Below are 13977 nucleotides of genomic sequence, written 5' to 3'. Positions count from 1 at the left end.
TTAAAAGCAACAAACTTTACGAAAACAGCCATAAAAAAACCAACCAGTTTTAACTGATTGGCTTAATGTGCTATTCTTCTTTCTGAAACAACGCGGCTAATGCTCTTCTTTCTTGCTCTGATAATGGAACTAATGGCAAACGGACAGATCCGACGTCAAGCCCTTTAAGCTGAAGAGCGGTTTTAACTGGTGTTGGATTTGGAGCCGCAAAAAGACCCTCCATGATGGGCAATAATTCTTGATGCATCCTCGCTGCCTTTTCATTTTCACCATTCAAAAAGGCCTGAATCATTGCTTGCATTTCATTCCCGATCACGTGGGAAGCAACAGAGACAACCCCGTTTCCGCCAATCGCCATTATGGGAAGCGCCATTCCATCATCGCCGCTGTAGACGAGGAAATTGTCGTCTGTATGAGCGATAATTTTTGCCATTGCGTTCAGATCACCGCTTGCTTCTTTCACAGCCACAATATTCGATATTTTAGAAAGCCGGATAATTGTCTCGGGCAACACATTGACAGCCGACCGGCCCGGAATATTGTACAGCATTACTGGAAGCTTTGTAACTTCCGCCACTGCCTTAAAATGCTGAAAAAGTCCTTCCTGGTTCGGTTTATTATAATAAGGTGCTACAATCATGATCGCATCGACACCTAATTGCTCGGCTTTTTTCGTCAATTCGATTGAAGCATACGTATTATTACTTCCCGTGCCAGCAATGATAGGGATTCGTTTCTCAACCACTTTTACTACATGCTGGAATAAGGCTAGCTTCTCCTCTTTTGACAATGTAGGTGACTCACCTGTTGTTCCAGCTACGACAATGGATTCTGTTCCATTTTCGATTAAATGATTAATAAGCTGGGTTGTTTTCGGAAAATCAATATGTCCCTTCTTATCAAACGGAGTAACCATTGCTGTTGAAACTCGGCCAAAATGAATCATTACTACACTCCTTTAACTATGCTTATATCCGTTCGCCCGTACAAGCAACAATCTTCTTCTAATTGAAAGGCATCATGCAGTGCATTAACCGCTTTGGCGAGATCGAATTGTTTAACTAACACCCATATCGTTGTATGGCTGTCTGCTGATTGCAAAATCCGAATTCCCTGCTCGGATAAGGCTGTAACAATTTTGGATGCGACCCCCGGAACACCTTGCATACCAGCACCGACAACGGATACCTTCGCACAGTCCTTCTCGACGATCGGTTCATGTCCTAAGTTTTTTAAAATACCGATGGCCTTCTCAGTCATTTCCTCTGTTACTGTGTAGTTAACGCCATTTGGATAAATATTGATAAAGTCGACGCTTATACCTTCATTTGCCATTGCTTTAAAGACTTCGGCTTGTAAATTATATTGATCTTTCTTCGCTAATACTTTAATTTGTGAAACATGCGAAAGATGAGCGATTCCCGTAACTAGTCGTTCCTTGAAATCTGTCCCACGGCTAACCTTGTTCAATGTCGTTACAAGAGTACCTAAGCCATCTGTATAGGTCGAACGTATCCGAATTGGAATTTTCGCCTGCATCGCCATCTCAACCGCTCGCGGATGAATAACCTTCGCACCTTGATAAGCCATATTACACACCTCTGTGTAAGTAACGATGGTTATTGGGCGTGCGTTTTCAGCGATTCGCGGGTCAGCTGTCATTATTCCCTCAACATCAGTAAAGATATCAATCCATTCAGCATTTAACGCCGCACCTAAAGCAGCTGCGGATGTATCACTTCCGCCTCTGCCAATGGTTGTAATATCCCCGTTTTTTGCTACGCCCTGAAAGCCAGCAACAACGATAACATCATATATTTCAAATTCTTTAAGTAGCCGATCACATTTCATCTCAATAATTCTTGCATTAGCATGATCATTATTCGTTCGAAAGCCGGCTTGCGCACCTGTTAAGGCAGTAGCGCGAATCCCATTTTCTAAAAGCATGTTTGTAAAAACAACACTGGAGATGATCTCTCCGCAAGATAATAAAAGATCACTTTCCCTTTTATTAATTGTCGCTTTATTTGTTTCCACGAGTGACAGCAATGTATCTGTAGCGTATGGATCGCCTTTACGGCCCATGGCTGAAACAACAACAACAACCTTATACCCATCGGATTGTGCTTTTTGAATGTGCTTTAAAGCATATGCGCGACTGCTAGCATCACGTACGGATGTGCCTCCATATTTTTGCACGATTATTTTCATTATTACACCTCTGAACGTCTCTTCTTTAAATCAAATTCGCCTTAGCGTATTTGCGCCCATATTTTTATCGAGCTTGCTCGATAAATTCCTTTAAAAAATCTGAGGCATCCGCCGGAGGCTTAACTTTTTTCAGCCGAGGTTTGGACCCCTACAGAATTGGATACCTGTTTGGATACATCTCGCCACTTATATCGTTTAGCGACTTCTACTGAATAAAGTTAAAAGAAGGCCTGTTAACACTAATCAACATCGTAAATTAACAAAGCCAAACAGATAGGGACGAGCAGCACATCTAACTTAGTCAGGGTAACGAAAATAATTGCATTTAGAGGCGATTTAATGAAAAAGTTAACGAAGCTTGGCTATGCTCACGCCACCATCGTATTGCCTTACATATTTTTCAAAAATGCTTAATAAAAATATATTATGCCTAGTTATTCTTATTTTACTAATCCAAGTTTAATTAAGCTCTCTGCAATTTGAACAGAATTCCAAGCGGCGCCTTTCAGAAGATTATCAGAAACAACCCACATATGGAATCCTTTTGATTCATCTAAATCTTTGCGGATTCGGCCAACAAAAACGTCACTTTTGCCGACACAATCAGCAGGCATCGGATAAATTTGATTTTCCGGGTCATCTTGCAAAACAATTCCTGGTGCATTTTCCAACAAGGCTTTAAGTTCTTGGGCACTTACTCCCTCTTCACTCACTTCAAAATAAAGGGACTCTGAATGCCCAGTTGCAACTGGTAAGCGTACACATGTTGCAGCAACTTGAAGTTCAGGTAGATGCATAATTTTCTTCGTTTCATTGATCATTTTCATTTCCTCAAACGTAAAGCCATTTTCTTCAAACTTATCAATTTGAGGGATCGCGTTAAAGGCAATCTGATAATGCTTTTTGTCCCCTTTTACAGGAAGGATTGCAGGCTCGAATGGCTCGTCATTCAAAATAGCCTTTGCCTGCTCATTTAGTTCTTCTACTGCAGCTGCACCAGATCCGGAAACAGCCTGATAAGTAGAGACAATCACTTTTTCAAGTCCATATTTTTGTCTAACCGGCTCAAGAGCGACTACCATTTGAATGGTCGAACAGTTTGGATTAGCAATAATTCCTTTATGTTGATGAAGATCCTCTTCATTGACTTCAGGTACAATTAACGGCACGTTTTCATCCATTCGGAAAGCACTCGTATTATCAACAACAATCGCCCCATTTTCCACCGCATGAGCTGCCAGCTCTTTTGAAACGCTGCCCCCTGCACTGAATAGAGCGATGTCAACACCTGCAAAACTTTCAGCTGTTGCTTCTTGTACTGTAAATTCTTCTCCTTTGAATTGTACCTTTTTACCTGCAGAACGAGCAGAGGATAGGAGTGATAATTTCGAAATTGGGAAATCCCTTTGCTCCAAGGTTTGTAACATTTGCTGACCTACCGCACCTGTTGCTCCTAACACTGCTACATGAAATCCTTTTTTCTGTTCCAATCTAAAGTTCCCCTTCCAAATAAATTATTTTTCTAGCAAAAAGTAATTGTTTATTATGAGAGAATTTTCTTATAATAACATCCATTTTAACATATTCATTCGCTAAAGTAATAAACTTTGCTAGAAAAATTAAGGGGCTAATTTCCGTCTTTAAATCTTTCCACAATTACAGGCTGTAATTGTCGCCCCTCGATTGCAGATTCAATGGTCTCAGATAGTAAGGTCATCCTTGCTACCATCGAGTTCGGCTTTTTGACCGGGTCATCCTGGCCATAAGGAATAAAGTAAATATTTTTCGTTGCCATAAGTCTCATTAAATTAACTCCGTTCAACCCGAGCGCGTCATTTGTTGATATCCCTAAAACGACAGGCATCTGGTTACGCAATGTCGCCTTTGCTGCCATGAGGACGGGGGAATCTGTCATCGCATTGGCAAATTTACTCATCGAACTGCCTGTCAATGGGGCAATGACCATGCAATCCAAAGGAATTTTCGGACCGAGCGGTTCCGCTTTTACGATGGAATCGATCACTTTATTTCCTGTTAAATCCTCAATTCTCTGGATCCAGTCTTCCCCTTTACCAAATCGGGTCTCGGTGTTTTTAACTGTAAACGTGACAACAGGCAGGACTTCCGCTCCAGCGTTGACAAGCTTTTCTATTTCCGGAAATACGGCATCATATGTGCAATGTGATCCTGTCAAACCAAAACCGATACGTCTACCTTTTAAACTCATGAAAAATTCTCCTTTCCGTTTTACATATTATCTTTTATTAATTGAGAAAGAACGTTTGCTAGTATTTGTCCTGCTGTTTTCGGAGCAACAATTCCAGGCAGACCGGGTGCAAGCAATGCCTTTACTCCTCTTTTCTCTGCATACCGAAAATCTGTTCCACCAGGCTTTGAGGCAAGATCAATAATCAAAGTATGAACAGGCATTTTCGAAATAACAGATGCAGTAACAATTAAATGCGGGACTGTATTGATGCAAATATCTGTATCCCTTACCTCGACCTCCAACTCATCTAAATGAAAAGGAGTTAAGCCCATCTCAGTAATCCTTGCAAAATGTTCAGTTTTCCTTGCGCCAACTTTTACTTTTGCTCCAAGTGCATAGAATGTTCTAGCTAAACTCATTCCCGTTCTCCCAAGTCCAAGAATCATTATATTTGACCCATGGATAGTAATATCTGTATGTTGAATGGCCATCATAATCGTTCCTTCTACTGTTGGAATAGAATTATAGATAGCAACGTCATTCCTTTCGAATAATTGTACAAGGCGGCGGTTGGCCTGTTTTGTAATACTGTTTAAATAGGAATTGGAGATCCCAGAGTAAACAGTACAATGTGGAGGAGTTTCCATAAGCATCTCTTTTAGTAAATACACCTTTTCATTCGAAAAAATTGTTTCAATTTGACCATCCAAACCTGTTCCAGGCACTGGCAGAATAAGTACATCTTTATTTGAAAACTCCACTTCGTCAATTTTTTCTTTGACGGCTCCAGTAAAGGCATGGTCTAGCTGCTCAAAACCAATTAATGAGAGCTTGGCATCCAGCTCCGTTAATTTACGAATGATCTCTAGCTGCCTTGCATCACCGCCAATGACCGCGATTTGTATCCCTGTCAGCATGAAACCCTCACCTACTTCTAAAGAATCGTACAGGAATTGATATCTAAACTACTTACACATCTTATGTATCAACCCAAAAATCGGTGAGTTTTCCACCTAAAGAAAAGTAGGTTATAAAAATCAATTTCGCCTTGACGTATTTGCGCCCAGATTTTCACCTTAGCTTACTCGATAAATTCCTTTAAAAAATCGAAAGGCTCGCCGGAGGCTTAACTTTTTTCAGCCGGGGATTGAACCCGAACGAATTGAATACCTGTTTGCATTCATCACGTCACTTATATCATATAGAGACTTCTGCTGAATAAAGATTAAAAAACCAGACTGAGAATCGTCAGTCTGGTTTTTGTTTGTTCGGATGGGGGGCTTCCGCTTTCCTTTCAATCTTCCTCTTCGTCGGGTATATCCAAGATTATCATGTCATGCCCAATTTTTTTTATATGGCTCCATGGTACTCTTATTTCGTCGCCTTGTCTTTTAAATCCGAACCATTTCAAAGATGGGATAACCAATGCTTGTATTTGTCCACTTTTTTCATTAATTTCGAGATCCGTCTGACCAAGAACGCCAAGCCTTTCTGCTTTTTTCACATCCACTATTTCTTTACCGCTTAATTCACTAAGTCTCATCAATACACCCCCGTTTCTTTATCCTCTATATATTTTTATCGCAATATCTTCGTTTTTAGACTAGACAAAAATGCAAAGATCAAATTCGCCTTGGCGTATTTGCGCCCAGATTTTTATCGAGCTTGCTCGATAAATTCCTTTAAAAAATCTGAGGCATCCGTCGGAGGCTTAACTTTATTCAGCCGGAGTTTGAACCCCCTCTTAATTGGATACTATTTGCATTCATCTCCCCTTTTATATCGTTAAGATACTTCTGCTGAATAAAGTTAAACATGATAGATATATTACTGCCTGTTCATCTTCATAAAAGGCTATTTTCGCATATTTTGTTGTTTTTAGCCTTCAAAGTTTGCCCGTTGATTTCCGCTCCAATCAACTCAGATAGTTAAATTATAATTATGGTAATTAAGCAATAAACTTTACGAAAACAGCCTCATAAAAAAACAGCCTGCCAAATATAACAGACTGTCGTAATACTTATATGTTTTTTGGCAATTCCCCATCCGGGCTAATTATTGCAACGGAATATTTGTCGGTAAAAATCGATTTAGCCAAATTATCCACTTCACGCTGGGATACAGCATCGATTTGTTCAATAATTTCATCTAATGAACGATGGCGGCGAAGCAGAAGCTCGTTTTTCCCATTTCGGCTCATTCGGCTGTTTGTGCTTTCTAAGCTTAACATGAGGCTTCCTTTTAACTGCTCTTTGCTGTTATTAAGTTCCTTTTCTGTAATACCTTCCTGTTTCAGCTTGCTAAGCGTTTCCTGCATCGTATCAAATAGGACATCTAATTGCTTCGCACCTGTACCTCCGTAAAGTGTGACAATCCCACTATCTTGAAAAGCTGAATGATATGAAAAAACGGAATAAGCAAGTCCCTTTTGTTCCCTGACTTCCTGGAACAGCCGGCTGCTCATACTGCCGCCAAGAATATTATTTAAAACAATTAAGTTATACATATCGTCATGCCCAACCTGTAATCCCTCAAAGCCGATGCATAAATGTGCCTGTTCCGTTTCCTTTTTACGCGTAATACGTTGGGAATGGAACTCCGGCTTTTGTTCAGTTCTTTCATGGCTTCCACCTTCATAAGAACCGAAAAACTGGTCAACCTCTTTAATAAAATCGTCTGTTATATTCCCTGCAATAGAAATAACTACATTTTCCGGAGTATACATATTATGCACATATTCCTTCAATGTTTCGCTATTAAAAGTTGCAAGTGTTTCTTCCGTACCTAAAATCGGATAGCCAAGTGGATGATTTTCGTAAATAGCTTTGCTAAGCAAATCATGAACAATATCATCAGGGGTATCCTCGTACATTTTAATTTCTTCATATACAACATTTTTCTCTTTATTTAATTCTTCCTCCACAAAGGTGGAATGAAAGAACATATCTGCTAATACTTCCAGTGCAAAATGAGCATGGGTATCAAGAACCTTTGCATAATAACAAGTGTATTCTTTTGATGTAAACGCATTCACTTGCCCGCCAATACTATCAAAGGATTCTGCGATCTCTCTTGCAGACCTTGTTTTCGTTCCTTTAAAGAACATGTGCTCAAGAAAATGAGAAATCCCATTGTTTTTTGAATCTTCATCCCGTGACCCAGTTCCAATCCATACACCTATTGCTACGGAACGAACGGTTGGAATATTTTCTAGTACGACTCTTACTCCATTTTGGCATGTATATTTCTTTATCAAATAAATTCCTCCTGTTCTGTAACCACTATCTATGATGAGGTTAATTAGTTCATATTGTTAATACTTTTGCCTAAATGATGATTATTTTTCATTTTTTATTTCCATCGGCCTTTCAGGGCTTAAAAGCTCAGAAACAGTAACGATCTGTAAATTTCTTTTTTGTAATTGAACGATCATTTGATCAAGTGACTTTGCTGTTGGATCTGTTGGGTGCATTAATATCATAGCACCATTGTGAACCTTGCTCAAAACACGATGAAGTAACTGTTCAGGGGCTGGTTTTTGCCAATCCACTGTATCTACTGTCCACATAACAGTTCCCATCTTTTCCTGAGCAGCGATCTGAACAGTTTCGTCCCGGTAACTCCCGCTAGGAGGCCCAAACCAATGAACTGACTTGTCAATTGTCGCTTTAATCACTGTATTGGTTTTTTGGATTTCCTCTCTTATTCGTGCAGAAGAAATTACTTTCATATTCGGGTGAGTATAGGAATGATTGCCAATCTCATGGCCCGCATCAGCAATCATTTTTGCTAGTTCAGGATTATTTTGCACCCATCTTCCTTCTAAAAAGAAAGTCGCAGAAACATGATGCTTTTTCAATGTTGCAAGCATATCAGGCAAATATTCATTTCCCCATGCGACATTGATCAAAAAACTGACCATCTGCTTTTCCGGGTGTCCTTTGTATATGGGAGATGGCGGCAAATCACTTAATTGAATTTTTGGTTTCACTTGTTCAAAAACAAGCTTTTCTTCCTGATATTTTCCGTCAGCCTTCATTTTCTTATATGAGGCCTCTATATCAACTTGCACCCCGTTAAGTCCAGGAATCGTTTTCCAGACACGGTCAATCCTTGCATCCTCAGGGGCAATATAATAATCAGCTGACTTCACAGCTATTTCCTTATATAACGCATCTTTTTGTTTCATTACGGAAACAGCTTCTGACTTTAATCCTGATACATATTGATTAGTGAGCGGATTATTCACTAATAGTAAGGCGATTAAACAAATAATAACGAAATGGGTAAACTTCCTCATCATGCAAGCCTCCTTCACTAAACATTATGTTCAGGAGGGACAAGGTAGAACGAATGCATATTACTTAATATGTATAATGGTGAAAAAACAAGATGCAATACCAATATGGAAAAAGTCAGGGTTCCCCCTGACTCTAATATTGGACTAACAGAACTGATTATGTCTGTCCTTTAAGGATGTCTCAACGGAAAAATAACCTCAATCTTTATTGCTGGGTTTTTTCCTGTTGTTCTCTCTGCTCTTTTAGTACTGCTTTACGAGATAAATTAACGCGGCCTTGACGATCAATTTCAGTTACCTTTACAAGTAGCTCGTCGCCAATAGCAACAACGTCTTCTACTTTCCCAACACGCTCTTCAGCTAGCTCTGAAATGTGAACTAATCCGTCTTTTCCATTAAATATTTCAACAAAGCAACCGAATTTTTCAATTCGTTTTACTTTGCCAAGATACATTTGTCCAACTTCAACTTCACGAACAATGTCCTCAATAATTTTCTTCGCTTTTTGATTCATTTCTTCATTTATAGAGGAAATGAATACCGTTCCATCTTGCTCGATATCAATTTTCACACCGGTTTCTTCAATAATTTTATTGATTTGTTTACCGCTAGGTCCAATGACATCACGAATTTTATCTGGGTTAATCGTCATTGTTAAGATCTTCGGAGCATATTGTGAAAGCTCGTTTCTTGGCTGAGAAAGGGTGCTCAGCATCGAATCTAGAATATGCATACGGCCTTTTTTTGCTTGTTGAAGGGCTTCTTCAAGAATTTCACGGGAAAGGCCTTCAATCTTAATATCCATTTGCAATGCTGTTATCCCTTTAGAAGTTCCAGCAACTTTGAAGTCCATATCACCAAGGTGATCTTCCATTCCTTGAATATCCGATAAGATCGAATAGTGTTCCCCTGACATAATGAGTCCCATTGCAATTCCAGCAACCGGAGCCTTAATCGGCACACCAGCGTCCATCATCGCTAAAATGCTCGCACAAATACTTGCTTGAGAAGACGAGCCGTTTGACTCCAATACTTCAGAAACAAGACGGACTGTATATGGAAAATCCTTTTCAGAAGGAATGATAGGCTCTAAAGCTCGTTCACCTAATGCACCATGGCCAATTTCACGACGGCCAGGTCCTCTAACTGGTCCTGTTTCCCCAACGCTAAAATTAGGGAAGTTATAATGATGCATGAAGCGTTTTTCTTCTTCAATGCCTAAACCATCAAGAATTTGAACATCTCCAAGAGCACCTAATGTACAAACGCTTAGCACCTGTGTTTGTCCACGTGTAAATAATCCTGAACCATGTGTTCTCGGGAGAATATTTACTTCTGAAGACAGTGGGCGAATAACATCAAGTCCACGGCCATCCGGGCGAACTTTATCCTCTGTGATAAGTCTGCGCACTTCACCTTTTACGATCTTATCAAGGATTTGTTTCACTTGTTTAAGATCATCATCGTTCGCTTCCTGCTCTGTATATTTTTCCAATACTTCATTCTTAACTGCTTTGATCGCATCTTCACGAGCATGTTTTTCCTGAACCTGGATAGCTGTAATCATATTTTGTTCACAAATGCTGCGAACTTCAGCTTCTAAATCTTTATCAACTTCGTAAAGAGGAACTTCTTTCTTTTCTTTACCAATTTCAGCTACAATTTCTTCTTGGAAGGCAATTAAGCGTTTGATCTCGTCATGACCAAACATAATCGCTTCAAGCATTGTTTCTTCAGGTACTTCTTCTGCACCTGCTTCAACCATATTGATTGCATCTTTCGTACCTGCTACAACTAAATGGATATCACTTTTTTCAGCCTGTTCGACTGTTGGGTTTATGATAAATTCACCGTCAATACGGCCAACACTTACACCGGCAATTGGCCCGCCAAAAGGAATATCAGATACACATAAAGCTAATGAAGAGCCAAACATCGCTGCCATTTCGGAAGAACAGTCTTGATCAACACTCATAACCATGCTGATGACTTGTACATCATTACGGAAACCGTCCGCAAATAATGGGCGAATTGGCCTGTCAATTAATCGGCTTGCCAAAATCGCTTTCTCACTCGGGCGACCTTCCCTTTTAATGAATCCTCCTGGGATCTTCCCAACTGCATAAAGACGTTCCTCATAATTTACAGTTAAAGGAAAAAAATCTAAATTTTTCGGTTCCTTTGATGCTGTTGCCGTACTTAGTACAGCTGTATCTCCATAACGAACTAATGCGGAGCCATTAGCTTGTTTCGCCAACTGACCGACTTCTACTGTTAACTTGCGTCCAGCCCAATCTATGGAATAAATATGCTTATCTTGTCCCATCTTGTAACCCCTCTCTACCTTTGCTTTATAAAAAACATAAAATAAATGTTCATATATGATAAAAAATTGCACAATTATAGTATGTACACTTTTTCAGATCGTTAAAAATATTTCTTTATGTATGTAAGTATATTTCATAATGTATTAAACCAAACCGAAAAACGAAATATTAATCATATATATAATATCATTCTCTATTAAACGAACATTTATAATACATGGAAAAATCGTTCGTTTTTCAATCAATAAAACGCTTTAAGAATTTGTTTCATGTAAACAAGTGTTCTTTTTAAAGCTAATAAAAAAGCGGGAATAATCCCGCTTCTTCTGATTATCGACGTAAACCTAGTTTATTAATTAACTCACGGTAACGTTGAACATCTTTGTTACGAAGGTAAGTTAAAAGGTTACGACGTTTACCTACCATTTTCAAAAGACCGCGACGTGAATGGTGGTCTTTCTTATGAGTACGTAAATGCTCGTTTAATTTGTTAATGTCTGCAGTAAGGACAGCGATTTGAACTTCTGGAGATCCAGTGTCGCTCTCATGAGTTTTAAACTCATTGATTAGCTCATTTTTACGTTCTTTAGTGATTGCCATCCGTTTCACCTCCTAAATTTTCAATCCCCTGTTACTGAGCAAGCGTCGGTGACTCAACTTGCCAAGCAAAGGTTCATTTCTAATACGTTAATAAGAATACAACTTTTTGCGACAAAAAGCAAGGCTAAACCCTGATTTTTTCAAAATAATGGAGCGCTTTTTCTTTATCTTTTTCGATTTGGTCAACAAGCTCATCGATCCCCGAGAATTTTTGCTCTCTTCTTAAATGTAAATGCCATTCAATGATTACGTCCTGTCCGTAAATATCCTGATCAAAATCAAAAATATGTACCTCAATTGACGGTTTTGCTGACTGTTCTTTCTTAAATGTGGGCTTATAGCCAATATTACAAACCCCGTCATACCATCTGCCTTCAACAAAGAAACGTACACAAAAGACACCGAGCGGCGGGATAATATAATCGGCTCCTAGATCAACATTAGCAGTTGGGAATCCAATTGTACGGCCTCTTTTATCCCCATGAATAACAGTACCAGATGTCGTATAGTATCGGCCAAGAAGGGATGGCAGTCCTTCGGTTTCGCCGTCGCGTATATAAGACCGGATTAATGTTGAACTTACTTTCTCTTCTTTGCTTGATAGTTTCGGGACAACAGAAAAATCGAATTGTTCTCTTGAATGGAATGGCAAAGTCTCCATTGTCCCTTTTCCCATTCTGCCATAGGAATAATCAAAGCCTGCGACAACGTGCTGTACATTTAAGCCTATCAAATATTGATCCACAAATTCCTGAGGCAGTAAATTAGCAAACTCCCGGGTAAAGTGGACGATAAATAAATAATCAATACCTAAATTAGAAATCAAATGAATTTTATCCTTAAGAGGCGTGATATACTCAACATGTTGTGTGCTTTTGGCTAGAATAACAGATGGATGAGGATCAAAGGTCATTACTGCACTTTTAATCCCTTTTTCACCCGCAATTTTTTTCGCTTGTAAAATCACTTTCTGATGCCCGAGATGAACACCGTCAAAATAGCCCAATGCCATTGCTAATTCCGGATAATCTAATTTATTTAATTGATGTGGATGATGTATTGAGATAACTTCCATGATGGTTCACCTTTTTCTAATCGGCTTTGTTAAACAGTTTTGTTTATAGACACGCGGGTCCGATTTACCTTCCGAGAAGCGGGTAAAAACAATGCTCCTGCGCCAAAGCGTATTCAAGGAAGCTTTGTTCAGCTCGTCGCAAGGTAGCACGTAGTAAACTCATCGAAGCTAAACCATGATGTGATTGAAGTCAGTTACCTTGCTCCGCAAAAAAGGTTCTCTTCAGGCAAATCGCCCCGCTAGTCTTCATTTCAACATAAATTACTAACAGAGCCTTAATGACTACGATTCATTTCTTAATACTTTAACCGGTTTCATCATGCCTTGCTTCGTTTGATGATGTTCATATATGGCCAAGGCCATGCCATTCTCTGTTTCAAGAACGATTGGGCCTTTCGTGTGTATTAAATGATCAGGGATGTGCAAGACTGCCCCATTTTTTACTTTCTTTGCAACTGTATCATTTATAAGATATTTCGGCAAATGAGAGAGTGCAGCTTCAAGCGGCCGGATACTTTCTGAAAGAGTTTCATCTGCTATTCTTTTTTCAATTTCATCAAATGTCAAACAGTCATTTAATGAGAATTCCGCCGATTGAATCCTGACAAGTTCGGACATATGCGCAGGGTAGCCCAGCTCGTTACCAATCATAACCGCCAACGTGCGTATGTATGTTCCCTTACTACAAGAAACCCGAAAGCGAAACTGAATTGTTTCTCCGTTAAAAATGGCTCTATCATCTAGAAGTTCATTGGAATAAATCATTACTTTTCTTGTTGGCCGTTCGACTTCAATTCCCTGTCTCGCATATTCATAAAGACGCTTCCCATTTACCTTAACAGCTGAATACATGGGCGGAGTTTGAGAGATTTCACCCGTTAATTTAGCTAGAACAGCTAAGATTTGTTCACGTGAAAACGATTGTTCTATTTTCTTTTCGGTAACTATTTCACCAGAAGAATCTTCTGTTGTCGTTGAAAAACCGATTGTAACTTCTCCCTCATATGCCTTCCCAGCATCTGTTATGTATTCTGCGACTTTCGTTGCTTTCCCTAAACAAATAGGAAGAACACCGGTGACATCTGGATCAAGGGTGCCGGTATGGCCAATTCTTTTCATTTTCAGGATTTTGCGAAGTTTAAACACACAATCATGTGAGGTCATCCCCTTCGGTTTAAACAGTGGTAAAATGCCTTCCACACTTGTCTCCTCCTAATTTAACAAAATTCGAAAAAAATGGATAGACAATTGTCTA

At 39.4% G+C, this 13977-nt stretch carries 12 protein-coding genes; all 12 read right to left on the bottom strand.

The annotated features are described in order from the left end of the window. Positions 1–70 precede the first annotated feature (70 nt). The 12 genes from dapA to truB all read right to left on the bottom strand — a co-directional run bounded on the left by dapA (position 71) and on the right by truB (position 13922). Complete coding sequence (gene dapA, locus BGM26_RS02630; RefSeq protein ID WP_217038208.1) at positions 71–946, bottom strand: 4-hydroxy-tetrahydrodipicolinate synthase; 876 nt, start codon at positions 944–946, stop codon at positions 71–73. A gap of 2 nt (positions 947–948) precedes the next feature. After that, entirely contained in the window at positions 949–2211 is a 1263-nt protein-coding gene (gene dapG / locus BGM26_RS02625) for an aspartate kinase (RefSeq protein WP_217038207.1), read from the bottom strand. A gap of 440 nt (positions 2212–2651) precedes the next feature. Then, positions 2652–3701 (bottom strand): aspartate-semialdehyde dehydrogenase, encoded by a 1050-nt coding sequence (gene asd, locus BGM26_RS02620; RefSeq protein ID WP_217038206.1) that lies wholly within the window; start codon positions 3699–3701, stop codon positions 2652–2654. A gap of 137 nt (positions 3702–3838) precedes the next feature. Beyond that, a complete protein-coding gene (gene dpaB / locus BGM26_RS02615; RefSeq protein ID WP_217038205.1) occupies positions 3839–4438 on the bottom strand; it encodes a dipicolinate synthase subunit B in 600 nt (199 codons plus the stop codon). A gap of 20 nt (positions 4439–4458) precedes the next feature. After that, positions 4459–5337, bottom strand: a complete 879-nt coding sequence (gene dpaA / locus BGM26_RS02610) for a dipicolinic acid synthetase subunit A (RefSeq protein ID WP_217038204.1) — start codon at positions 5335–5337, stop codon at positions 4459–4461. Between the two features lie 377 nt (positions 5338–5714). Then, positions 5715–5963 (bottom strand): YlmC/YmxH family sporulation protein, encoded by a 249-nt coding sequence (locus BGM26_RS02605; protein WP_217038203.1) that lies wholly within the window; start codon positions 5961–5963, stop codon positions 5715–5717. A gap of 477 nt (positions 5964–6440) precedes the next feature. Then, positions 6441–7676 carry a M16 family metallopeptidase gene (locus tag BGM26_RS02600; protein WP_217038202.1) on the bottom strand — a complete coding sequence of 412 codons (1236 nt, stop codon included), beginning with the start codon at positions 7674–7676 and terminating at the stop codon, positions 6441–6443. An 81-nt stretch (positions 7677–7757) separates the two neighbouring features. After that, entirely contained in the window at positions 7758–8720 is a 963-nt protein-coding gene (locus BGM26_RS02595) for a polysaccharide deacetylase family protein (RefSeq protein WP_217038201.1), read from the bottom strand. A gap of 205 nt (positions 8721–8925) precedes the next feature. Beyond that, positions 8926–11046 (bottom strand): polyribonucleotide nucleotidyltransferase, encoded by a 2121-nt coding sequence (gene pnp / locus BGM26_RS02590; protein ID WP_217038200.1) that lies wholly within the window; start codon positions 11044–11046, stop codon positions 8926–8928. A gap of 331 nt (positions 11047–11377) precedes the next feature. Further along, positions 11378–11647 carry a 30S ribosomal protein S15 gene (gene rpsO, locus BGM26_RS02585; protein WP_217038199.1) on the bottom strand — a complete coding sequence of 90 codons (270 nt, stop codon included), beginning with the start codon at positions 11645–11647 and terminating at the stop codon, positions 11378–11380. 124 nt (positions 11648–11771) lie between these two features. After that, positions 11772–12722, bottom strand: coding sequence for a bifunctional riboflavin kinase/FAD synthetase (ribF, locus tag BGM26_RS02580; RefSeq protein WP_217038198.1), 951 nt, complete (start codon positions 12720–12722; stop codon positions 11772–11774). 282 nt (positions 12723–13004) lie between these two features. Continuing rightward, positions 13005–13922 carry a tRNA pseudouridine(55) synthase TruB gene (truB, locus tag BGM26_RS02575; RefSeq protein ID WP_217038197.1) on the bottom strand — a complete coding sequence of 306 codons (918 nt, stop codon included), beginning with the start codon at positions 13920–13922 and terminating at the stop codon, positions 13005–13007. Positions 13923–13977 lie beyond the last annotated feature (55 nt).

It is taken from the genome of Bacillus sp. FJAT-29790 (assembly GCF_019039215.1).
In the GTDB taxonomy this organism is placed as follows: domain Bacteria; phylum Bacillota; class Bacilli; order Bacillales; family Cytobacillaceae; genus Cytobacillus.
The sequence above is the reverse complement of the archived record's forward strand: the minus strand, read 5'-3'. Positions and strand labels throughout refer to the sequence as shown.

Coding starts and splice junctions, on each gene's coding strand:
- dapA (WP_217038208.1), bottom strand. CDS start 946: ATGATTCATTTTGGCCGAGTTTCAACAGCAATGGTTACTCCGTTTGAT.
- dapG (WP_217038207.1), bottom strand. CDS start 2,211: ATGAAAATAATCGTGCAAAAATATGGAGGCACATCCGTACGTGATGCT.
- dpaB (WP_217038205.1), bottom strand. CDS start 4,438: ATGAGTTTAAAAGGTAGACGTATCGGTTTTGGTTTGACAGGATCACAT.
- dpaA (WP_217038204.1), bottom strand. CDS start 5,337: ATGCTGACAGGGATACAAATCGCGGTCATTGGCGGTGATGCAAGGCAG.
- BGM26_RS02605 (WP_217038203.1), bottom strand. CDS start 5,963: ATGAGACTTAGTGAATTAAGCGGTAAAGAAATAGTGGATGTGAAAAAA.
- BGM26_RS02595 (WP_217038201.1), bottom strand. CDS start 8,720: ATGAGGAAGTTTACCCATTTCGTTATTATTTGTTTAATCGCCTTACTA.
- pnp (WP_217038200.1), bottom strand. CDS start 11,046: ATGGGACAAGATAAGCATATTTATTCCATAGATTGGGCTGGACGCAAG.
- rpsO (WP_217038199.1), bottom strand. CDS start 11,647: ATGGCAATCACTAAAGAACGTAAAAATGAGCTAATCAATGAGTTTAAA.
- ribF (WP_217038198.1), bottom strand. CDS start 12,722: ATGGAAGTTATCTCAATACATCATCCACATCAATTAAATAAATTAGAT.